The sequence below is a fragment of the Cohnella fermenti genome, from assembly GCF_004801405.1.
GTDB lineage: Bacteria > Bacillota > Bacilli > Paenibacillales > Paenibacillaceae > Cohnella > Cohnella fermenti.
Genome location: NZ_SSOB01000001.1, coordinates 97943 through 119084, shown reverse-complemented (window position 1 = coordinate 119084; position 21142 = coordinate 97943). Strand labels below are relative to the sequence as shown.

19 protein-coding genes are annotated in these 21142 nt (G+C 57.5%); 1 reads left to right on the top strand and 18 read right to left on the bottom strand.

The features are described from left to right. Nucleotides 1-30: 30 nt before the first annotated feature. From E6C55_RS00415 to E6C55_RS00365, 10 genes are all read right to left on the bottom strand, one after another. A complete protein-coding gene (locus tag E6C55_RS00415; RefSeq protein WP_136367798.1) occupies nucleotides 31-1092 on the bottom strand; it encodes a metallophosphoesterase family protein in 1062 nt (353 codons plus the stop codon). Nucleotides 1093-1133: 41 nt separating this feature from the next. Further along, nucleotides 1134-1967: an EamA family transporter gene (locus E6C55_RS00410; RefSeq protein ID WP_456318715.1), complete on the bottom strand. Its 834-nt coding sequence runs from the start codon at nucleotides 1965-1967 to the stop codon at nucleotides 1134-1136. Nucleotides 1968-2156: 189 nt separating this feature from the next. Beyond that, on the bottom strand, nucleotides 2157-2924 hold the full coding sequence (locus tag E6C55_RS00405; RefSeq protein WP_136367796.1) for a DeoR/GlpR family DNA-binding transcription regulator: 768 nt from the start codon (nucleotides 2922-2924) through the stop codon (nucleotides 2157-2159). Between the two features lie 210 nt (nucleotides 2925-3134). Then, entirely contained in the window at nucleotides 3135-3368 is a 234-nt protein-coding gene (locus E6C55_RS00400) for an S-layer homology domain-containing protein (protein WP_230986465.1), read from the bottom strand. A gap of 20 nt (nucleotides 3369-3388) precedes the next feature. Next, nucleotides 3389-3694, bottom strand: a complete 306-nt coding sequence (locus E6C55_RS00395) for a hypothetical protein (protein WP_136367794.1) — start codon at nucleotides 3692-3694, stop codon at nucleotides 3389-3391. Between the two features lie 94 nt (nucleotides 3695-3788). Next, nucleotides 3789-5420: an extracellular solute-binding protein gene (locus E6C55_RS00390; RefSeq protein WP_136367793.1), complete on the bottom strand. Its 1632-nt coding sequence runs from the start codon at nucleotides 5418-5420 to the stop codon at nucleotides 3789-3791. A gap of 123 nt (nucleotides 5421-5543) precedes the next feature. Beyond that, on the bottom strand, nucleotides 5544-6452 hold the full coding sequence (locus E6C55_RS00385; protein WP_136367792.1) for a carbohydrate ABC transporter permease: 909 nt from the start codon (nucleotides 6450-6452) through the stop codon (nucleotides 5544-5546). Nucleotides 6453-6464: 12 nt separating this feature from the next. Beyond that, nucleotides 6465-7415 (bottom strand): ABC transporter permease, encoded by a 951-nt coding sequence (locus tag E6C55_RS00380; RefSeq protein WP_230986464.1) that lies wholly within the window; start codon nucleotides 7413-7415, stop codon nucleotides 6465-6467. A gap of 577 nt (nucleotides 7416-7992) precedes the next feature. Then, nucleotides 7993-10287: a helix-turn-helix domain-containing protein gene (locus E6C55_RS00370; RefSeq protein ID WP_168735371.1), complete on the bottom strand. Its 2295-nt coding sequence runs from the start codon at nucleotides 10285-10287 to the stop codon at nucleotides 7993-7995. A gap of 140 nt (nucleotides 10288-10427) precedes the next feature. Further along, entirely contained in the window at nucleotides 10428-11177 is a 750-nt protein-coding gene (locus E6C55_RS00365) for a hypothetical protein (RefSeq protein ID WP_136367788.1), read from the bottom strand. A gap of 264 nt (nucleotides 11178-11441) precedes the next feature. Here E6C55_RS00365 and E6C55_RS00360 point away from each other — a divergent pair, with 264 nt between their 5' ends. After that, the gene (locus E6C55_RS00360) at nucleotides 11442-11690 is read left to right on the top strand and encodes an AbrB/MazE/SpoVT family DNA-binding domain-containing protein (protein WP_230986446.1); all 249 of its coding nucleotides are present in this window, start codon (nucleotides 11442-11444) and stop codon (nucleotides 11688-11690) included. A 240-nt stretch (nucleotides 11691-11930) separates the two neighbouring features. Here the strand turns inward: E6C55_RS00360 and E6C55_RS34445 are convergent, their stop codons facing one another. The 8 genes from E6C55_RS34445 to E6C55_RS00325 form a co-directional block, all read right to left on the bottom strand. Further along, nucleotides 11931-13211, bottom strand: coding sequence for a DEAD/DEAH box helicase (locus E6C55_RS34445; RefSeq protein ID WP_230986445.1), 1281 nt, complete (start codon nucleotides 13209-13211; stop codon nucleotides 11931-11933). After that, the gene (locus E6C55_RS34440; protein ID WP_230986444.1) at nucleotides 13178-14014 is read right to left on the bottom strand and encodes a TOTE conflict system archaeo-eukaryotic primase domain-containing protein; all 837 of its coding nucleotides are present in this window, start codon (nucleotides 14012-14014) and stop codon (nucleotides 13178-13180) included. Before E6C55_RS34440 ends, E6C55_RS34445 begins: the two co-directional genes overlap by 34 nt. 83 nt (nucleotides 14015-14097) lie before the next feature. Then, the gene (locus E6C55_RS00350) at nucleotides 14098-14577 is read right to left on the bottom strand and encodes a GNAT family N-acetyltransferase (RefSeq protein WP_136367786.1); all 480 of its coding nucleotides are present in this window, start codon (nucleotides 14575-14577) and stop codon (nucleotides 14098-14100) included. Beyond that, entirely contained in the window at nucleotides 14570-16474 is a 1905-nt protein-coding gene (locus E6C55_RS00345; protein ID WP_136367785.1) for a family 20 glycosylhydrolase, read from the bottom strand. Before E6C55_RS00345 ends, E6C55_RS00350 begins: the two co-directional genes overlap by 8 nt. Next, nucleotides 16423-17187: a sugar isomerase domain-containing protein gene (locus E6C55_RS00340; protein ID WP_136367784.1), complete on the bottom strand. Its 765-nt coding sequence runs from the start codon at nucleotides 17185-17187 to the stop codon at nucleotides 16423-16425. Before E6C55_RS00340 ends, E6C55_RS00345 begins: the two co-directional genes overlap by 52 nt. 75 nt (nucleotides 17188-17262) lie before the next feature. Beyond that, nucleotides 17263-18516 (bottom strand): N-acetylglucosamine-6-phosphate deacetylase, encoded by a 1254-nt coding sequence (locus tag E6C55_RS00335; RefSeq protein ID WP_136367783.1) that lies wholly within the window; start codon nucleotides 18514-18516, stop codon nucleotides 17263-17265. 48 nt (nucleotides 18517-18564) lie between these two features. Then, nucleotides 18565-19359, bottom strand: coding sequence for a glucosamine-6-phosphate deaminase (locus E6C55_RS00330; protein WP_136367782.1), 795 nt, complete (start codon nucleotides 19357-19359; stop codon nucleotides 18565-18567). Between the two features lie 125 nt (nucleotides 19360-19484). Continuing rightward, the gene (locus E6C55_RS00325; protein ID WP_136367781.1) at nucleotides 19485-21140 is read right to left on the bottom strand and encodes a helix-turn-helix domain-containing protein; all 1656 of its coding nucleotides are present in this window, start codon (nucleotides 21138-21140) and stop codon (nucleotides 19485-19487) included. Between the last annotated feature and the right edge of the window lie 2 nt (nucleotides 21141-21142).

The following is a 21142-nucleotide window of genomic DNA, read 5'->3' as shown; positions in this document are numbered from 1 at the left end:
TCACAAAAATTCGTATCTCACCGAAATTATTCAGAACGAAATCGTTCGAAGCTCTCCGGCCCCGAATCGGTAGGCGTCAATGCACGAGCGTTCGAAGTCCACCGTCATGATGTCGAAGGCCGTCTCGCTTATCGTCTCAGGCGTTCGTTCTGGAGATTCAGGGAAATCCTGATTCGTACAAGCATTAAGACTGGATATCATCGGGATCCCATTCCGATAAACCGTCTGATCGAAATGAACATGCCCGAATAGGCAACCGACGACGGTCCCGTTCCCTTGATGTTTGAAGTCCACCGACACCCGATAAGCGAATTCTCCGGCCCCGCCTTCCGAGGAGTATGAGCCGCCTTCTCGAAAAGCCTTGACCAATTCCCACAACGCTTCCCCATTCTTGACCGGGTAATCCGTTCCGTGCACTCCTTCCTGCACAATCGCCACATGAGAAACGATCAATATCCGCCACCCCGATTTACCGGTCAAGTTCAGCGCTTTATGGGCGAGCCAGTTCAATTGCCCGGAAGAGAAGGCGTACTCCCACTGCCCAAAGTACTTTATGTTGCCGTCCTTTGAGTCGGCATACGGAATGTCGGTCGTATCCAATACGATTACTCTTGTCTTCTTGGCTTCCACATCCACAAAATAATACAAGCTGTCAGGACGCGCATCATCCCAACTAGCCGCATGGAGAACCCCTTCTTGAATCAGAAGTCTGGTCTCGGAAGGATAAATGACATTCAGCCCGCGGAGCCCTTGCTGATTGTGTCCGTATATAGAATTGTCGTCATGGTTGCCCTTGACATTCAATAACGGAACTCCAGGAGTTTGAAGCGCCTGGTAAATCTCCCGTTGCGCGGACAATACGTAATCCTTGGGAGCATTGACAGCACTGTCCCCTCCATTCAGAACTAAATCCAAGGGCAGGCGCGAAGTCAATTCTCGTATAGCACGAGCGGCCCTCAATTGATTCCCCCCGCAGGAGTGGTGCAAATCCGTAACGAAGATCAAATTCAGTGTCGAACTTTGTTGCTTGCCCGACAAAGCTTGGATGGTCTCTTCCACCGCATTCTTGTATTGCTCATCGATAGGAACCATAACCTAACCCCTTCCTGATGGTCCGATTGAATTTATAAACACTAACGCCCCCAAATTCCAATCAGCAATATCCCTGCAAAAATGACGCCGGCCGAAACGAGACGTACGGCTTCCTTCCGCTCGTTCAGCAGATAGATGCCCGCGAACGCTCCGAACACGGTTCCGAACTCCCGAAGAGGCGCTATATAAGCCAGCGACGATAAATTCATGGCCAACAGAAACAACAAGTAGGACCCCGGGGATAGCACCGAGCCCAATGCCATTATGCCAAGGACGTCCTTGCCGCGAAAAAGCTTGCGAAGCTCACCCATACGGACAAACGGAATGAGCCCCAACGCAAATCCGATATTGGACACTTCAAGCAGCATTAACGGAGTATAGTATTGCAGGTTGAGCTTGTCGATCAATACGTACGACATCGTACACAAGCCCACTCCAGCCGTGTACAGAACGACCCGAAAGGGAACGGCTTGCCGATTCATCCGGGAAGCGATACCGCTTGTCATAAAAAAACCGGCCGCAATACACAGCAGACCGATCCATCCCCACGCCGTCAAGGTCTCATGTAAAAAAACGATTCCGATGAACGGAAGCAGAAACGCGCTGAGCCCCCGCATCATCGGATACACCTGGGACATGTCTCCTTGCTCCAGCGATTTGGACAGGAAACAACCATACCCCGCCTGAACCATCAGGGAAAGCGCCAGCAATAAGCCCCCTTGGCCGGAGATCCCATTGCGAATCAGTTCGCCAATCAAGACCGGCAGTAATAGCATAATGCTCGGAAGAAGAATCAACAGCAGGAAGGCTTGCTTATTGCCGCTGCGCTTGGTGAGCATGTTCCAGATCGCATGCGCGATCCCGGAGGCCAACACCAATAATATAGACAGAACATCACCTCCACCAAACACACATTTTCACTCATAAACACAATAATCCACACATTTCGTTCTGAATATTATCACCTGCTGACGCCGGCGTCAATAACGACTATTCCATCAAACGACTATTGCGTGCACAAAAAAACCGCTACGCATAAACGCAGCGGCTTCCCCCAACGGGAATCAGGAGCAGACGATCTCGGTGCCTCTTGCTTTGTACAATCGAACGATTTCCGGCGAGACCTTGGAATCCGTGACGATTTTGTCTATTTCACGAAGAGAGCAGACCGGATGAAGAGAGACGACCTCGAATTTGCTGCTGTCCGCAAGCGCGATGACCCTTTTGGAACGGTGCAGCATTTTAACCTTGAGTTGGATTTCTCCTATGCCATAATCGGTTAATCCTTCCTCCAAGGATATTCCGCTGGTACTCATGAAGAATGTATCCGCATGGAACTGTGCAACAAAGGCTTCCGCAAAATCCCCTACGATGCTTTGCTCCGAATTTCGTACGACTCCGCCTACGAAGATAATTGTAAACAACGGTTTATTCATCAACAGGTTCGCAATGACGAATGAGTTGGTCATGACGGTCAACCGCTCGAACTTCTCGCACAGCACCTTGGCGAACTCTGTGTTGGTCGTGCTGACATCGAGAATCAGGGACTGGCCTTCCGTAACGAAACGGGATGCCGTCAGCGCCAATTCTCTCTTCTCCTCCTTCAGCTTATGTTCGCGAATCGTGAACGGCAGTTCGATTCGATAATCGTTCTCCGGCAGAGTTGCCCCGCCATGCACCCTTCTTAGATAATTTTCTTTCTCCAAGTGATCCAGGTCTCTTCTTATCGTCTCAAAGGAAACGCCGAATGCCTTCATCAAATCGTTTGCTTTGATGAATTGCTGACGATGCAGCATTTGAATAATTTTGTTATGCCTCTCGCGAGCCAGCATGTCGAGCCTCCTCGTATATTCTCGTATCCATGATGTCAGTTTATCATATCCGCTTTGCCGGAAGGAAGTTTACGCCCGGGCCGATACCGCCAATATTGCTATGATACGATTCCCGCTCTGTCTGTTACGGCAAGCTCGAGGTCCCCCTCTGAGCCATCCTTTATGGATGGCTCTCGTAAAGATCTTAAACTCAGTTTCGAACGCCCCCCGTCAACCAGCCGCCAGGTTGAGCAATCTTCTTACCATAGCGGCCGCCTCGGCACGGGTAGTCGAAGCTCCGGGGTGAAGCTCCCCGCGAGGATTGCCCTGCAGAATGCCGAATTGGACCGAAGTCTGCACCCCTTCCTTCGCCCACGCGCTGACGCGCTCGAAGTCCGGGAATGTCCGGCCGGTCGACTCTTGCGTTCTCTCCGCCTGAAGCAGATCGAGCGCCCTGCTTGCCATCAACGCCAATTCCTCTCGGGTCACCGCTTATCCGCGCCGCCCGCTTGCCCGTCAACGTATGAGCGAGGATAATCGGATTGCCACCGGTATCGGGAGCGACGGCGATGCCCCGCCGTTGTCTGGGAAGGCCCCGTCAGCGAAGCCGCCGGAGCCGGAGCTTCCGCCGTCTCCTCCGGGTAGGCGATCACATTGGAGGAAGCCGAGCTCTCGTCTCCGTAACCCCACTTGACTCCGTCGGACACCAACGTCGTAACCTTGTAATCATAGCTATGACCGTCCTCCGCACCCCGATCCGTGCAGCCGATCGGCTGATCTGCCGCCTTCACCGCGTTGCCGATCGCGACGAACGGTCCCGCTTCCGAGTCGCTTCGCTTGACCCGATAGTACTTCGCCCCCGCAGCCTAATTCGCTGCTCTTGTCTTATTGCGATTGGCTCCAGCGATCGTATGCCGCTTGATAAATGTCCAGCAGCTCGCTGACCTTCATCTTGTTAATCGTGCTGACGTAGTCGTCCCATCCCGCGTTCACGTCCTTGGACAGAATGAACTTCGCCTCCATCTGGCTCACATACGTGTTCAGATCCGTCGTCAGCACGTTCAGCCGCTTCTGCTCCTCGTCCGTGAAGTACACGAGCGGATACGCCATGCGGGCGATGCTCAAGTACGGTTCGGACGATTGATGCAGCCATTGCGTCACCGGATTGTTGATCTTGTAATTGAATTCCTTGCTCTTGAACGTCGGAATCACGTTGCCCGGGTCCGGCGTATTGGAGGCCCGGGTCTCTTCGATGTTCTTGCCCTCCACAGCGATTCGATCCCACGTCGTATGGGCGTCGTCAAGCCACTTCCAGCCCTTGCCCTCGATGCCCGAGTTCGCCAGCGCCGCTCCCTCGACCGTGTAGAGATAATCGACCCATTCCATCGTGCGCTCCGGATACTTGTTGTGGCTCGTAATGGCGAATGTCCCCCGCTGAACTCCGTTGTTCAGCATATAGACGGGGTTCGGATTGTACTCGCTCGTCAGAGCGGGAAGCGTCGGATTAAGGAAGTTGTCCTCATCCGTCTTAATGTCCAACACGAGGAACGGCGCCGCCGCCAGGAACACCCCGAGCTGTCCGCTCTTGCCCTTGGCCGTGAATTGTTCGTTCGTATGGGAGAAAATCTCGTTGTCGAGCAGTTGCTCCTTGTACAGCTTGTTCATAAAGCTCAAATATTGCTTGTAGCCTTCGGATGTCGCCGCGTACAGGACCTTGCCGTCGTTGACCTGGACATCGGTCGTCAGCAGGCCGAAGGCCGGGAGAATCGATTGGCGCACCGCGCCGATATCGCTTCCGGACAGCGGGATCTCATCGTCCTTGCCGTTGCCGTTGGCGTCGCCTTCCTTGAACTTCTTCAGCATCTCATACAGCTCGTCGACGGTTGTCGGAGCTTGATCGACGCCGACCTTCTTCATCCAGGAGCCGTTGATCCAGGTCTTGTTGATCAAGTTGTGCGCAAGCTCCGTAACTTGAGGCAACGAGTAGATGTGGCCGTCGGTTGTCGTAATCGACTTCCGGATGTCCGGGTTGGCATCCAGCAGCTTCTTGATGTTCGGCGCGTGCTCCTCGATCAGATCCTCGAGCGGAATCAAGCTTCCTTGTTGCCCGTACGTGACCTCTTCCGACGCCGTCAATTGCGCCGCGAAGAAGACATCGGGCAGCTCCCCGCTCGCGAACGCGAGATTCTTCTTCTCCGCGAAGCTGGTGCTTGGCGGGTTGTCGAACTCGAAGTGAATGCCTGTCCGCGTCTCCATCTCCTTGAAGAAGTCCATCTGCTCCCACGGACCTTGTATCGGCTGCTTCGGTCCCATCAGCTTCAGCGTGATCGGCTCCTTGGAAGCTTCGGCCGAGGCGCTGCCGGACGGCTCGACCGCGGCACCGCTCGCCGATGCCGACGGCGAGCCGGGTTCGGCGGAGCCGGCCCCGTTGTTGGAGTTGCTGCTGCAGCCCGTTGCCGCAAGCGCGGCGACCAGAGTTGCCGCCAGAATACTGCTTATCTTTGTCATGGATGTCATAAGTTCGTTACCCTCCCTTTGGAATGAACCGCCATCGTCAACTCTCTAGCCTCTGTCTGCTTGCGCCTATTGTTCCTATTGCTATCGATTTTATAGCATCACCCCTCTCAATAGATAGCGCTTTCAACCTTTGACCGATCCAATGAGCATCCCTTTAACGAAGAAGCGCTGCAGGAACGGATACACGATAAGCAGAGGAAGCGCGGAGACGATCTTGACGGCATACTTCACAATGTCGGCAATACGCGCCTGCTCCGCCATTACCTCCATATCGCCGCTGCCGTTCATCAGCATGCTGACGCTCATCTCCTGGAGCACAAGAATCTCCCGAATGACGAGCTGCAGGGGGAACAAGTCCCGGTTCGACAGGTAGATCATCGCGTTGAAGTAGGCGTTCCAGTGGCCGACGCCCTGGAACAGCGCCATGACAGCCAGAATCGGAGCAGACAACGGAAGCACGATGCGGCCGAACAGCCGGAATACCGAGCAGCCGTCCATCTCGGCGGCCTCCTCGACCTCGCGCGGTATCGTACTCTGGAAGAAGGTTCGGATCACGATAATACTCCACACATTGGCCGCATTCGGAATGACGAGCGCCCAGAACGTGTCGAGGAGATGGAGATTTTTGACCAACAGATAGCTTGGAATAAGACCGCCGCTGAAGAACATCGTCACCAGCATGAACATCATCATGGCATTGCGGTAAGGCAAGTCCTTCCGCGACAGCGTGTATGCACACGGAACCATAACCGCCAAGTTGATCAGCACCCCGAGTATCGTGTACAGAATCGTGTTGCGATAGCCGGTAAGGATGTCGGGGTTCTGGAACACGCGATGATAGCCTTCAATGGTGACATGCATCGGATACAGCCACATGCTGCCCGAATTGACATCCTGCGGATCGCTGACGGATGCGCTCGTCACATAGACAAGCGGGTACAGCACAACAAGCAGCAGCAGACAGAGGAAAAACATGTTCGCGAGCTCGAAGATTCGATCTGGACGACTCGGCTTGATTCTTATTGCTTGCATTCGGCATTCCTCCTACCAAAGACTCGTATGACTGACCTTGCGGGCAATTCCGTTCACCGTAACGAGAATGGCCAGATTGACAACGGAGTTGAACAAGCCGACCGCAGAGGAGAAGCTATACTGCCCGCTCAGCAGCCCTGTCCGGTAGACATAGGTCTGAATAACGTCGGAGCCCTCCATATTCAACTCGTTCTGAAGCAGGAACACCTTCTCGAAGCCGACATTCATCAGATTGCCGGTGCTGAGAATAAAGAGAATGATGATGGTCGGAAGAATCGAAGGGATATTGATGTGACGAATGCGCTGCCACCTTGTGGCGCCGTCGACGGTAGCGGCCTCGTGCAGATCCGGACTTACTCCCGCCAGTGCGGCCAGATAGATAATGGCTCCCCACCCCAGGTTCTGCCATTCGCCGGACAGCACGAAGACAGGCTTGAACCAGCTCGGGTCGGTCAGGAACGGCAGCGTTCGACCGGTCAGCGCCTCGATCCCCCGATTCAGAATGCCCGTGGACGGGTTCAGGAAGGCGATCATCATCCCGCACAGCACGACAACCGAGATGAAGTGCGGGATATACGTGATGGTCTGCACGATTTTCTTGAACGGGCCGTTCTTCAGCTCGTTGATCGACAGCGCCACGATAATCGCGACGGGGAACAACGCCAGCTGGAACAGATTGATCAGCACCGTATTCTCGATCAACGTTCCGAAGTAGTAGGAATGGAAGAATCGGTCGAAGTGCTCGAACCCAATCCATTCGCTCCCCCATATCCCCCTCACGGGCACAAAATCCTTGAACGCGATCTGCACCCCGTACATGGGCACATAACAAAAGAGGACAAAATAAGCGACCGCCGGCAGCGCAAGCGCATACAATTGCCAGTACTTCGTTACCTTGCGCCGTCCAAGACTTGTTTCCGGCGATCTCAGCTTCGGCGCAGCCAGCTTCGCTTGTTGTTGCATCATCGTTCTGCTCCTTTCCATCGTTGTGTCTTCCGGTGCCCTAACGATAGGCGATCCTCGCGCCAACTGTAAATTGGTCATCGATGCACGCTAGGTATTCGATCCAGACGGCCTCGGAATAGGAACAACCGCCAGGAAAACTCGCCCTGACGGTCCTCTGCAGCACGGTTCGCGCTTCCGGCGCGATGCCGTTTGCGGGGTTCGGATGTGGGGGACGAGGTGCAGATGTGGTGTGGGGTGCGGGGTGCGGAGGTGCGGAGGTGCAGAGGTACAGAGGTGGAGCGCGGGGTGTGGGGTGTGAAGGTGCAGATGTGGAGCGCGGGGCACGGTTTTTGCGATTTTATGTGGTTTTTCACATTCATCGACTCGGATTTGGCGGCAATCGCGGCGTTTTATACGATTTTTAGCATACATACGGCAACTCAAGCCGGAATTCCCTCCATGTATGCTGTTTTTCACATATAATCGCCCAAATCGCCCGGTATCAAGCTTCATCAATATGAATTTTCACATAAATTCCGGTCAGTCCCTCTGAGGTTCAACAAAAAACAGCCCTGGCGGGCTGTCGCGGAATACATTATCCGATACTCGAACGGCCATACAGCTTGCGATACTCGCCGGGGGTCAGCCCCTCCGACTTCTTAAACTTGCGTACGAACGTCGACACGTCTGCATAACCGACACTGGCAATAATGTCCTTGATCGGCAGTCCCGTCTCGGTCAGTTGGCGCTTGATCTCCTTCATCCTTAGCTTTGATACGTAGTCGGTGAAGGCGGAGCCTGTCGTGTCCTTAAACAGCCGGCTCATCGAGGAGGGAGACAACCCGAACCGGTCGGCCGCGCTCTCAAGCGTCAAGCTGTACGACGAATACTGCTTATGAATATACTCGGTCACTTGCGCGCGCAGATGGTCGAATTCGGCTTCCTTCCGGCTCGTTACCGCAGCACAGACACGCCTGACGAGCGCTGCGGCCTCCGCCTCGAGCGCAGCCAACGAGGTGAACTCGACGAGCGATTTGATCTCGGCGTCGAACGGCTTCAAGTTCAACTCGCGGACCGTCTTGAACAGCGTATTGACGATGTCGATACACATGCACTTAAGCAGCAAGAGGGATTGCTGCTGACCGGAGATGCTCGCAATCATAATGCGCAGAGATTCCAAGGCGACCGCTTCATCGCCCTTCTTCAAGCTGTGTACCAGCTTCAACTGCTCCTCGGCCGGGAACCACGCCGATTGTCCCTGTTGCTCCAGCATCTCATCGAAGAACACCGCTCCGGTTCGGTCCAGCTTAACGGCATACTCCAGAGCTGCGGAAGCCTCGATGAACGAGCGATTGGCCTGCAGCAGCTCCGTGGCCGGATTGCCGATGGCGAGCGCCCAGGACAGGCCAAGATTGTCCTGAATCAACCCTTGCACATGCAGGCCGCTTCGCCGCTGCACCGCCTTCGGATGATCGTCGCCGGCCCCATCGAAGACGAGAATGAACACGGCAATGGCGCGCTCTTGAATAAGCTCTACGCCAAGGCCGATTCCTCCGGGCAAATCGAACTTGTATAGCTGCTTGAGAATTTGCTCCCTGTCGAAGGCGCCCGATCTCTCCGCAGGATTGCCGGACGAAGAGTCCGCGGGAGCGACCAGCATGACGAAGCTCAATTGGAATGGGCGTCCTTCTTGCTCGGGAACGAGGCGAGCCAGAACTTCCTTATCGTTCTCGCCCAGCCCGCCGGTCAGCAGCCGAATCAGCGTCAAATCCCTTACCCACGGGCGCTGGGTCTCGAGCCTCTCTTCCAGATTGGCTTGCTTGTCGACCGTCGCTTCGAGAGAATGCCGGATCAGCTCCAGCTCGTTCCTCGTTCCTCCATCGGCCAGCCCGATCTTCTCCCGGGTAAATCTCGTCAGCTTCCGGATCGGACGGTACAGGTTCATCGACATGAACAGAGCGGCCAACAGCCCGGTCGTCAGAACGAGCAAGAGAACAAGCAAGATAAATGTCCGCTTCTCGAAAACCCGCCCAAAGAACTGATCCGTCGGCATGATCGCGGCGAACTTCCACCCCATCGATTCCGAGCGTACCATGGCGATGGAGAACTTCTCCCCGTTCCACTTGAACTGGCGAAGCCCCTCCTGTTCGGTTTGTCGAACAAGCTCAAGCATCTTCTCTTCCGGAAGCTCGGACCCCCGAGCACTCTCCGCAATGACCGTTCCCGTATCCTGAACGATAATCGCCCTTCCCTGGAAGTCGCTGAGCGTATTCTCGACCAGATCGGTCATCTTGGACTCGCGAATCCAGAACAGCACGGTGCCGTAAGGAGTCAGTTCCTTGATCGGGAACATATACGTCAACATTCTCGTCGGCTCGTAATTGAACATGACGCTCTGAACGGGATAGATGTACGGCCGCTCAATCGTATTGATCTGGTTGGCGAATTCCGCTTTGTCCTCGTCATTCAGGGAATAATGACTGTTCAAGAACGTCTCGACGCTGCTGACGCCGATCCCCGAATAAATGTCGGAGTCCCCACGGTAATAAAGAAAGACGTCCTCCGTGACCCCATTGAGGGCCTGGTAACGGGATAGCTCCTCAATCGCCTCCAGGCTGGAATACCGATCGTTGCGCACCATATAAGGAGTCAGCGACGGATCGTAGGAGATTTTGGCCGCGATTCGACTGAGCTCTCTCATATTCCGTTCCGTAACGTCCCTCGCCTCTGCCAGCTTGCTCATGGTCGCAGACTCGATCTCCGAACGAAGATTCACAACCGCATTCTCGTACATTAGTTTGCCGAGCACCGCCACAGGCAGCAAGAATACGAGCACATTGGAGAGGAGATACGTGAGGAACAGGCGCGAGCGAAAATGGCGAATAAACATCAGCATCCTCCTCCATACGTGCTTGGGCAATCTCTGGGCGGTCCTCTCTTTATGATGAGTCTTTCTCGTTCGTCTGTAAATTGGTCATTCTTGCCGAATGGTGATTTGATGCAGAATGCCATAAACAGTGGACGCGAAGACTACGCCCGCCTCCGAGCAGACTGTCTCTTGGGCCGGTTCGGCGTTCGCCATTCTGCCAGCTCGATAAACCGATGCACGCAGTAGGGCAATTCGGCGTCGAACGCTTCCCGGTATAGAGGGATGACCTTCCAGCCGCCTATCATCAGGTCCTGCTCGGCATCGCGATATTCCTGGAACTGCTTGCGGGTGCAGCGACACTCCACGATCTCGTCGCCGACGAACAAGTAGCCCACCCGCTTCTCGAACTCCGAGGGGTAGACGAACAAGCAGTAGGGAGGCTGCTCCCCCTGGGGCGAGAGCGGATACTCCGCACGCAGGTCCGAGAAGTCGTAATTCGCGATCGGCCCCCACAGCTCCTGAAGGAATGTCCGCACGTCCTCGCCATACTTGCTGTCCTCCTCGCGAGTGAGACGGCTTGCAATCCACTTCTCCACATTCGGATGAATGAACCGTTCGGAGACCGGAGGCCGCTCCACAGGCGTCCCCCTCAGCTCCTCGAACTCGTACCTCAACGCCTCGTTGTCAAGGGTAACCAGATCGCCGCTCTGGTCGAAAATAATAGATGCCCTCGATATGCAGTTCTTGTACACGAATTGTCCTTCTTCGTTGTGCATGAACATAAGGTAAGGCAGGATGCGAGCCGCTTCGTCTGGACGGCTCTTCCTCAAATAATCGCGCAGCGGCGCGAACGCCCGCTCCTCCCACTCCTTCGTCGGCTCCCCCTTCGGGTAATCCACCTTCGCATACATCGGCGCTCTCTCCTCTTCGCATTATGGTCAGGGACAACAAAAAACACCTCCAAGAGAGCGCCGCGCGCTTCCATAGAGGTGTGCTTCACCTGAATATCGTATTGAGGCTAGAATAACATCTGTGGGAAAATTTTGCAATCATTTGTTTGATTTCCGTTGCATCCTCGTATCATTCACACCGCCATTGTATATTCTGATGATATACGCGAACGAGAAGGTGAGCTATAATTGGAGCATCATAGAACAAAGGGAGACATGATCGTTATGACAACGGTAACGCTCAGTCGATGGGGCAACAGCAGCGCGGTCCGTATTCCGAATCAGTTTATGAAGCGGTTGAATCTGGTTGACGGCATGGAGATGGAAGCGATATTGACCCCCGAGAATCACATTCTGCTCCGCCCGGTGATTAAACCTCCGGAATCGAATGAGGAGCTCCGTATGCATCTGAAGACACTTCTCTCCAAGATCACCCCGGCTTCCCCCCGCCATGAGGAGATCGACCTCGGTTGATCATTTTTATGCGAAAAACCGCATACAATCGCCCACTAACCGCCTCGAACGACCATTTTTATGCGAAAAACCACATACAATCGCCCACCAACCGCCTCGAACGACTATTTTAATGCGAAAAACCGCATACAATCCCCGACCAACCGCCTCGCACGACCATTTTAATGTGAAAAACCGCATACATTTCGCGAGAGCGCATCCTACCGCCGGGGCTCCGGGGGTACTAGCGGCATGCAGCGTTTATTTGATCTCCCCGACTCCCCGATACCCCATCTTGTTGTAGCCCTTGACCCGCTTCCGGAACATACTCATCAGCATAGGAACATGAGCATCGACGTAGTCGTAGATTCGAACCTCATGCTTGTTCGCATGGGAGCGATGCAGGCGGCCGGCATATTGCTGCAGAGTGCCCGTCCACGAGATCGGATGAACAAGCAGCAGCGTGTCGAGCCGGGCATCGTCGAAGCCCTCGCCGATCAGCTTGCCCGTGGCGATGAATACACGCTCTTCGTCGTCCGGTATGGCCGCAATCCGCTCCCGTATCGCCTCTCTCTGCTTCCTGCCCATTCCACCTCGAAGCACAATCACATTCTTGGCAAAATTCCGCAGCCGCTCCTCGAAGTATTCCGCATGCGCCGTTCTCTCGACCAGCAGCAGCGGCGAGCGCCCCTCTTCCAGGCAATGCAGCAGATCGTCGAAGATGAGCGTATTGCGAGCCTCGTCCGCGACAAGTTGGCCATAGATCTCCTGAATGCCCGGATTGGGGGAATCCTTGTCCAGCACAAAAGCCGTATAGCGAGGAATAACGGTCAACGAGAAGCCACGGGATTGACTAAGCATCTTCGCATCGACCCTCATCCGAATCGGCCCCAGTTGCATCGCAACAATCGGTTCTTGGCCGTCTTGCCGCTTGCGAGTCGCAGTCAGGCCGAAAACGAATTTGGCTCTGGCCTTCATAAGAACCTGTTCAAAGCTGAAGGCCGACACATGATGACATTCGTCCACAATAACTTGACCGTATTCGCTCACCGCCTCGTGAACGTGTCCCTTCCGGTTCATGCTCTGGATGACGGCTATGTCGATTTGCCCCGTACGTTTGTCCTTGCCGCCGCCCAGCAAGCCGATCGACCCCTTCCGAAGATCGAGGAAGCTCTGCAGCCGTTCCTTCCACTGATCCATTAACTCTCTGCGATGAACCAATATCAGGGTGTTGACCTGGCGCTTCGCAATGATGGAGGCGGCCACGACCGTCTTGCCGAACCCGGTTGCGGCGGCCAATATCCCCGTGTCATGGGCGAGAATGGCTCTGGCGGCCGTGCCTTGCAGGGTTGTCAGTTGCCCCGAGAACAACGCGTCGATCGTCGTTCCTTCAAACCGCCGATCCTCCAGGTTAACCGTTATGTTGTGTCGACCAGCGAGCTCAAGCAACGCAGGATAACAACCTCTCGGCAGCGCAAGCTGACTCGGCAAGTCCTCCGCGCATGAGATCACCCTTGGCTTGCCGTAGGTCGACATTCGCATCGCTTGAGCCTTATAGAAGTCCGGGTTCGAGAGCGAAGCCAAGCCCCGCAATCGATTAAGGGCCTGCGAGTCCAGCCCGCCCTTCTCAATATGGGGAACATGCGATCGAACGAATCAAGTCCCAACTGGTATCGGCGATTCATCGACAGCATCAACAGGATGGCCCCCAGCTTCCGTCCGGTCGAAGCCTCCACCGGCTTCTCGAAGAAGAGCCAGATATGCCCCCCATTCCCGGAACGGGAGCGTTCGAGAGCCGCGGGAATTCGCTGTTCTCCACATATCTGCATAACCGCCGCCGCATCCTCTTGCCACTGCTCTTTATCGAAGTCCATGGCCAGGAACCAGCAGTTCTCGTCCTTCAGCATCGGGTATACGCCGACCGTTCTGTTCTCGCGCGCATCCAGGTGCTTGTACAGCACTTCATTCGTCACGGGCAGAAAATGCTGGTGAGAGCACGCGGAGCATTTGACTTGCGGTTTCCGACATACGGAGGTCCATTCATTGGCACATGCGGGCGAATACCCGGCTCGGCCTTGCTTCCCTTCCCAGCGAATGGGATACACATCCTCCCGGCCGCGGAACAAGCTGCCGAACAGTGCAAGCTTCTCTTCGACCGAGGAGAAGCGGTGGACCGCTGCTTGACCGGCGTATGGCTGCGGGGGATGCGGAGGTTCAACAGGCCCGCCCTGAATGTCCGAAGATCGGGTCAGCTTGATAAGTTGAGCTTGCAGACGCATGTTCTCCTGCCTGAGCTTCTCGATCTCCATCAAGGCGCGCTCGTACTTCTTCTGCAAGTCGCTCATGGAGGATTCACATCCTTATGAAGGAAAAAACTCTAACCGAGTAGGCTAGAGTTTGGCGGATTTTAAATGAATTATACCATAATCTACGTTAGAGCGAGCAGATCGCGGTAAGGGCCGGGGAAGGAGTCGGGAATGGCGATGGCGCCGACCGTCTTGGCGTAGAAGTCGAGCGCCGCTTCGACCCAGCCGATAATGGCGTAGGCGTAGCCCTCATTGTGCATCGCGTGCAGCGTCTCCAGCAGCAGCGCTTTGCCGATGCCGAGGCCGCGGTATTCCTCGAGCACGCCCGTCGGTCCGAAGAAGTTGCGCACGACAACGTCGTACAGGGCGAAGCCGATGATCTGTTTGTCCTTGATGGCGACGAAGGCATTCGAGGGCAGCCGGGAGAACGCGCAATCGCTCTCGTTGCGCCAGTTCTCCGGGAAGTGCGCGCCGACGAAGTCGACCAGCTTGCTCTTGTCGGCGGTCATCGCCCGCTTGATGTGGATGTTCTTCTCGCGCAGTCCGGCAAGAAGTCCGCTGTTGTCCGGCAGGTCGTACAGCTTCACGAGCATATCAGGCATCGGGAATCCCTTCCTTCGCTTCGGAATAAGCCGGGCCCGGCGCCATCTCGAGCAGCTTCTCTTCGTAGACGGCGAACCGGTAGTAACGGGAATAGACGTACAGCTCGGTCATCGACGGAGGCAGCAGTTGCGAGACGATTGCCTGCATCCGCACGCGAGCCGCCGCAAGAGCCTCGTAGCCCGCTTGGTACTTGTCGCGCAGGCAAGTGATGACTTCCTCGCTGTCCGGATACAGCCGGCCCCGGAACAAGAACGTATGCAGCGGGAACTTCCGCTGCGCGGGGAGCTCGAATTGGACCATGGCGGCAATGAGCTCGGCGGTCGGCAGGTTGCTGCGCAGCGCCGGATGCAGCTCGGGAATGAGCGCGTAGTAGTCCGTGACGGCATAGCCCTCGATGCCCGCCCGGCTCTCCCCGGAAGGATCGAGTCCATGATACTGGGCCAAGAAGCGGAAGAGGTACGTGTCGATGTCGGCGCGGGAGTTCCAATTCAGCTCGGCGGCCAGGAAGGCCGGGTACCGCGACGTCTCGAACAGCCCGTACGGACTGCCGAGCGAGAACGGCGCTCCCCAATTCGTATTGACGATGCCCGGCAGTTGTTCGGTCTTCGCCAGCTCCGTCCAATCGACAATGTTGCGCACCCGGTTCGCAATAACCGGGTAATTCTGGTCGCCGTTGTCGTCCCAGCAGCGAACGGCCGACGCGCCGAGCACCGCGATGCCGCAGCGACGGAGCTTGCGGATCATCTCGCGCGCATCCCGCTTCATCCGATGGCCGCCATAAATCCAGACGACAACGGTTAATCTGCGGTCGAGCCGGTTAAGCTCTTCCTCGGTCGCATGCATAAGCATGTCGTGCCAGATCATCGGCTTCTTGCCGAGGCTGCTTACTTTGGCGGCCAAGCGGTTGACGAATTGAATGAACGAGGCTTCCCTGGTCATGCCCGACCGTCGGCAATCCTCGCATGTGCCAAGAGACCACACTTCATCGCAGCCCATGTGCAGATAGTCGCTGTGGGGATGCAGGTCGGCGACCTCTTCCAGAATGCCGGCCATCATCTCGAAGGAGCCGGGGCGATGCGGGCACAGCTCGGCGACGCTTGCCGGCGTCTCGCGAAGCCGGATGTAGGCGGGATACTTCAGAATGTATTCCAGGTGGCCGAACGACTGCTGCTTCGGGATAATCTGGATGAAGTTATTATGCGCAACTTCGAGGAAGCGTATATGCTGTTCGTCCGTGAAGGCGTATTCAGGATGCCGCAGGAAGGCGTGCTTGCGCAGAGGCAGCTTGTCTTCGTACTCGACAACGAGCGTATTGATCTTGTAGTCCGCCATCTCCGCGACATAAGCCAGGATATGCTCGTATGTCGGGTAGACGGTGCGCAGGTCCAGATAGTCGGCGCGAAGCGGCAGATCGGCCCAGTCGGCAATCGACAGTGCGGGGACGGAGCCGCCTCCGCCGCGCAGCAGCATCTGCAGCGTCTTCATGCCGTAGAACAGGCCGGATGCGGACAATGCATACAGCTCTAGGCGATCCGCATCGACTTCAAGCACGTAGCCGTCGCACCTCCCGGCAACCCGCTCCGCCGTCAGCGGACGAAGCTCCAGCCCGTCGAGGATAAGCGCGTAGACGCCATCGGCATCAGCTTCTGCTTCGCCATCGCCGTTGCCGTCCTCCGCTGTCCCCGGCAGTTCCAGCTTTACCCGGTCGAACAGGGAGGCCGCCTGCTTGGCCAGCCGCTCGTCGGGAGCGGGCAGCCGCAGCACAACCGGCCAGGCGGCGAGAGCTTCCGCCGCTCGGTCGCCGAGCGATTCGGCATACTGCGGCTCGGGGATGAGGGTCGTCTTCATAGCCAGCGTACCCGGCCCTTGAAGCGTTCGATGAACCGGTTGTTCCATTCGTCGCCTCCGGGAGCGTTGCCGCTGCGCCAGACCGGGACCTCTACGCCAAGCTCGCCGAGATAGGCGGCAACGGTCATCATCAGCGAGTTGAGCAGGAACGCATTGGCGAAGGTGGACGTCGAGCCCATCTTCGGCTCGATGCCGTCGATCTGCAGCGCGGCGTCGCCGGGCTTCACCTTGCTGTCGAGATAATAGTCGCATACTTCATACAGGTTGCGCCGACTCGGATGCCGCGCGACATGATCCTGCGGCGTCGCATCGGCATGGCCGACCGAGGTGACGGCGATCGTCGTGACGCCTCTGCGCTTCGCTTCCAGGGCGGCATCGATACAGGCGGTGTTGATGCCGTAAGCATTGGCGATGATGAGAATATCGCCCGCTTGCAGCCGGTTGTCTTCAATGACCAGCTTGCCGTAGCCCGGCGTCCGTTCCACGGCCATCGAACGCAGGGCGCCGTTGGAGATCAGGGTGCCTTCATCGAGAATGGCGCTTATGTGCATCAGCCCGCCGGCACGGAAGAAGACCTCGGTGGCGTTCATGTTCGAATGGCCGCCCGGCCCGTACAGATGGACAAGCTTGTCTTGGGCGATATGATCGGCGAGCAGCTTTGCGACCTGACGCAGCTTCTCCTGCGGCTCGCGGCGGATCTCATCAAGCAAACCTGCGATATGATCGAGATAAGCGGACATAATGTCGGATTGCGCGTTCATAAGCGAACCTCCCTGTCATGGTCGTTCCTGTTTTCATTCCCGTTCCCATATCCGTCCTCTTTGCCGTTCCCACACCTATTCCCGTTCCGCACGATGGTACGCCAGCTCGCCCCGAACGCAGGTCGCCTCAGCCGTCAGCCGCCCCGTCTCCGCTCGCCGGAATACCGCGATATCCGCCGGCGCTCCCGGCGTCAGCCCGGCGGCAGCTTCAAGTCCGAGCAGAGCGGCGGGGCGGACGGACGCCATCTCCCAGGCGTCGGCGAAGGAGGCCAGCCCTCGCGAGAAGAGCCGTTCGATGCCCCGGGAGAGCATCTGGGCCGAGCCCGCGAGCAGCCGCTCGTTGTCCGCCAGGTGAAGCTTGCCCTCGGGAGTAAGCGTCACCTGCCCGCCGACCGCCGTCTCATAGCGGCCGGGCGGCATGCCGCTCAGCGCCACCGCATCGCTGACGAGCAGCGCCTTATCGGCTTTGACCTTCAACACAACCTTGAGCACTTGGTCCGGAAGGTGGAAGCCGTCCGCGATGACGCAACTGCTCAGCCCGTCCTGGGCCAACTGCTCCCAGATATAATTCGGATGCCGCGGGAGCTGCAGGTGTGCTCCGTTGCCGAGGTGAGTCGACAGGCGGGCGCCGGCGGCTGCCGCGTCCGCGATCTGCTCGGAAGAAGCGGCCGTATGTCCGATGGAGACGATGACGCCCGAGTCCGAGCACCGCTCGATAAAGTCGGCGCTGTTCGGCCATTCCGGCGACATGGTAAGGATGCGGATGCGTCCCTCGGCGGCATCCTGCCACCGCCGGAACAGCTCCCAATCCGGCGCGCGGATGTCCGCGGCGGAGTGGGCGCCGCGCGCCCCGTCTTCCGGCGAGAGGAACGGCCCCTCCAGATGGATGCCCGCAACGGAACGCGCCGCGTCCCGACCTTCGCGGCAATCGCGCGCGATGGCCCGCATCGCCTGCTCGATCGATTCCGGCCTATTCGTAATGACCGTCGGGCAATACCCGGTCACGCCTTCGCCATACAGCAGGCGCGTGGTCTCGTCGGTCAATCCCGGCCGAAGCGGCGGGAGATTGAAGTCTCTCCCCCGATAACCGTTAATCTGCAAGTCGACAAGCCCCGGTCCAATGAAGGAGAGGGAATCGTCGACACCGTCGTCGGCACCAGCGCCGAAGCTTGTTCGCCCTTCCTTGCCCGGTGACTCCTCTCCTTCGTTGTTCCGTTCCCTCACGTATGCGATTTTCTCCCCGGATATCCCGACTTCCACCGGCTCTCCGCTTGCATAATGCCGACCGATCAGCGTTAGTTCGGCCGGAGCTTCGTTATTCCCCGACATCCCGTCCGCTCCTCTCCCTCGCCCTTCCCTCCGCTCCCGTCAGCCTGTTCATTCACCGGTCTCCGACGAATAGCCGAAGCTGTCCGCGTCGGTGTACAAGGTGCAGAATTCATGCTGTCGCAGGATGGAGGCCGGGCACTCGGTTGAGATCGGTCCGTTGATCGTCCGCTCCACCGCTTGGCGCTTGCGCTCCCCCGGAACCATGCAGAACAATCGCGACGCCGACATCAGTGCAGGAATCGTCAGCGTCAGCGCGCGAGTCGGCACCTCCTCCAACGACGGGAAGCAGCCGTCGTTCACTTGCTGCATCCGGCAGGAGAGATCGAGCTCCACCTCCTTGACCCACAGCGGGTCCGAGAAGTCGGCCACGGGCGGATCGTTGAAGGCGATGTGGCCGTTCTCGCCGATGCCGAGGCAGACGAAGTCGATCGGCGCCTCGCGCAGCAGCTCCTCGTAGCGGGGAGCTTCCTCCTGTCCGCGGGCGCCGGGATCGAGCAGGTGGACATGCCCTGGGCGCACCTTGGCGAACAGCCGCTCCGTCAGGTAGGCGGAGAAGCGCTGCGGCGCGTGCGGCGGCAATCCGATATACTCGTCCATATGGAAGGCGGTTACACGAGACCAATCGATGTCCGGTTCGTCGGCGACGGCGTCGAGGAATTCGTTCTGCGACGGCGCGGCCGCGAACACGATCCGCACCTCCTGCTGCAGCTGCAGCTTCTGCTTGAGCGATTGGACGAACTCGGCGCAGGCGGCCGCTCCCAATTGCGCTCTGTCCGGATACACTTGCGTTCTCAATCGTTCCTTAAGGGCAAAAAAAAGCGGAATAGGCGGTTCCAAGCTCATCTTCGATCCCTCCGTCCGGCGTGGTGCCGTGCTGTCTTATCTTGAACTATAGCAAGACGCGACGGAAATGATTTGACCGATTCCGAGCCGGATTTGACATCTTGCGCGGCGCATAAGCGAGGAAGCTAATCCCCCCGGTATTCCCCCGGCGTCGTGCCGCAATGTTTCTTGAACAGCTTGGTGAAGTAGCTCTTGTTCTCGTAGCCGAGGCGGTCCGCCACTTCCTCGACGCTGACGGTCTTATGCGCCAGCAGCTCCTTCGCCCGCTCCATCTTCGCAAGCGTCACGTAATGGATGAAGTTGTGCCCGGTCTCCTTCTTGAACAGCCGGCTGAAGTAGCTCGAGTTGATGTGCAGCAGATCGGCGACTTCCTCAAGCGTAATCTTCTTGCCGATATTCTTGGCGACATATTGCTGGGCGCGTTGAATCTCCGAGCGGCGCGACTGGCCGTAGAGCAGGCTGAGATGAGGCAACCGCTCCTTAAAGAACTTCAGCGTCCACTCCGTCAATTCTTCGACGGTCGCAATGGCCGCCAGCGTGCGGTGCAGCACTTCAATCGAGAATAGCGACTGGTAATGCTGCAGCGACTGGAAGCGAGATTGAATGTCGTACATCAGCTTCAGCGCCCATTCCTTGACGGCTTCCGGCGGGTAGCGCCGCTCGCGGATGTGGTCCATCCACTTGCGGATGCGGCATTCCAGCAAGGGCTCGTTCTCGTCCAGGAACGCTTCGCGAATCTCCGCAAGCGCTTCCGGATATAAGGTATGCAGAGAATCGTCTTCGAACGAAGCGGCGGCGGAGACGGGGATGGAAGCGGCGGAAGGGAAGAGCGCATGGACGTCCCCTTCGGCCAGGTAGAATCGTCGCTCTTCCGATGCCAGCAGCAGCGAGAGAGAGCGGACAAGCGCCGCCGGTCTGGCTGCGGGAGCGCCTGTGAAGAACGTCAGCGACAGGCCGCCCGCCCGCGCCGTTCTCTGGCGGAAGCTCTCCCCGAGCTGCAGCAGAAGCGAATGAACGGTTGTGGAGGCGCTTGATTTGAGCGTACGGCGGAATGGGAAAAGCAGCACGTATTCGCGCGCCCCATGGGGCAGCAGTTGTACGCCCGGGTGCGCAGCGGCAAGCTCGAGTGCGGCGTCCGCCACCGCGAGTTGAACGCTCCGCTCGTCGGCCGGGGACGGGCTCTGCGTCAAGGCGGCCCAGCGGTTGACGACGGCGAGCGCCGGCAGCAGCTCGCGGCCGTCGAACTCGATGCCGAGCCGAGCGGCTTCTCCGATCCAGTTCGGCTCGCCTTCCTCGTCGGCCGGAGTCGAGACGATGCGTTCGAGCAGCCCTTGCCGCAGCAGCAGCGTATTGTCTTCCGCCGCGCTCTCCAGCTTCGCCAGGTGGAACGAATTCCGCTCCGCAAGGGCGATCTGCTCCTTAAGCTTCTCAAGCAAATCCGCGATCTGCTGCGGCCGCATCGTCTCCTTGAGCACGTAATCGTCCACCTGCAGCCGAACCGCTTGCTGGGCGTAGGCGAAGTCCTCCATACAGGAGAGAATGATGCACCGAATGTCGGGCTTCATCGCTTTAAGCCTGGCGATCAGGGCAAGTCCGTCCATCTGCGGCATTCCGATATCGGTGACCACGATGTCCGGCATCTGCTCCTCGGCCGCCTTCAATGCCAGCAATCCGTTCTTGCAGGAGGAATGAAGCTTAAGATTCAGCCGACTCCACGGGATGGCCGAGGTCAGAAATTCCAGCACCGGGTAGTCGTCGTCTACCAGCATAACCGTGTGCATCT

Coding starts and splice junctions, on each gene's coding strand:
- E6C55_RS34440 (WP_230986444.1), bottom strand. CDS start 14,014: ATGAGCGACTTGCAGAAGAAGTACGAGCGCGCCTTGATGGAGATCGAG.
- E6C55_RS00385 (WP_136367792.1), bottom strand. CDS start 6,452: ATGCAAGCAATAAGAATCAAGCCGAGTCGTCCAGATCGAATCTTCGAG.
- E6C55_RS00365 (WP_136367788.1), bottom strand. CDS start 11,177: ATGTATGCGAAGGTGGATTACCCGAAGGGGGAGCCGACGAAGGAGTGG.
- E6C55_RS00330 (WP_136367782.1), bottom strand. CDS start 19,359: ATGAGCTTGGAACCGCCTATTCCGCTTTTTTTTGCCCTTAAGGAACGA.
- E6C55_RS00380 (WP_230986464.1), bottom strand. CDS start 7,415: ATGCAACAACAAGCGAAGCTGGCTGCGCCGAAGCTGAGATCGCCGGAA.
- E6C55_RS00400 (WP_230986465.1), bottom strand. CDS start 3,368: ATGGCAAGCAGGGCGCTCGATCTGCTTCAGGCGGAGAGAACGCAAGAG.
- E6C55_RS00360 (WP_230986446.1), top strand. CDS start 11,442: ATGACAACGGTAACGCTCAGTCGATGGGGCAACAGCAGCGCGGTCCGT.
- E6C55_RS34445 (WP_230986445.1), bottom strand. CDS start 13,211: ATGCGAATGTCGACCTACGGCAAGCCAAGGGTGATCTCATGCGCGGAG.
- E6C55_RS00340 (WP_136367784.1), bottom strand. CDS start 17,187: ATGAACGCGCAATCCGACATTATGTCCGCTTATCTCGATCATATCGCA.
- E6C55_RS00370 (WP_168735371.1), bottom strand. CDS start 10,287: ATGTTTATTCGCCATTTTCGCTCGCGCCTGTTCCTCACGTATCTCCTC.
- E6C55_RS00335 (WP_136367783.1), bottom strand. CDS start 18,516: ATGTCGGGGAATAACGAAGCTCCGGCCGAACTAACGCTGATCGGTCGG.
- E6C55_RS00405 (WP_136367796.1), bottom strand. CDS start 2,924: ATGCTGGCTCGCGAGAGGCATAACAAAATTATTCAAATGCTGCATCGT.
- E6C55_RS00350 (WP_136367786.1), bottom strand. CDS start 14,577: ATGCCTGATATGCTCGTGAAGCTGTACGACCTGCCGGACAACAGCGGA.
- E6C55_RS00415 (WP_136367798.1), bottom strand. CDS start 1,092: ATGGTTCCTATCGATGAGCAATACAAGAATGCGGTGGAAGAGACCATC.
- E6C55_RS00345 (WP_136367785.1), bottom strand. CDS start 16,474: ATGGAACAACCGGTTCATCGAACGCTTCAAGGGCCGGGTACGCTGGCT.
- E6C55_RS00390 (WP_136367793.1), bottom strand. CDS start 5,420: ATGACATCCATGACAAAGATAAGCAGTATTCTGGCGGCAACTCTGGTC.
- E6C55_RS00325 (WP_136367781.1), bottom strand. CDS start 21,140: ATGCACACGGTTATGCTGGTAGACGACGACTACCCGGTGCTGGAATTT.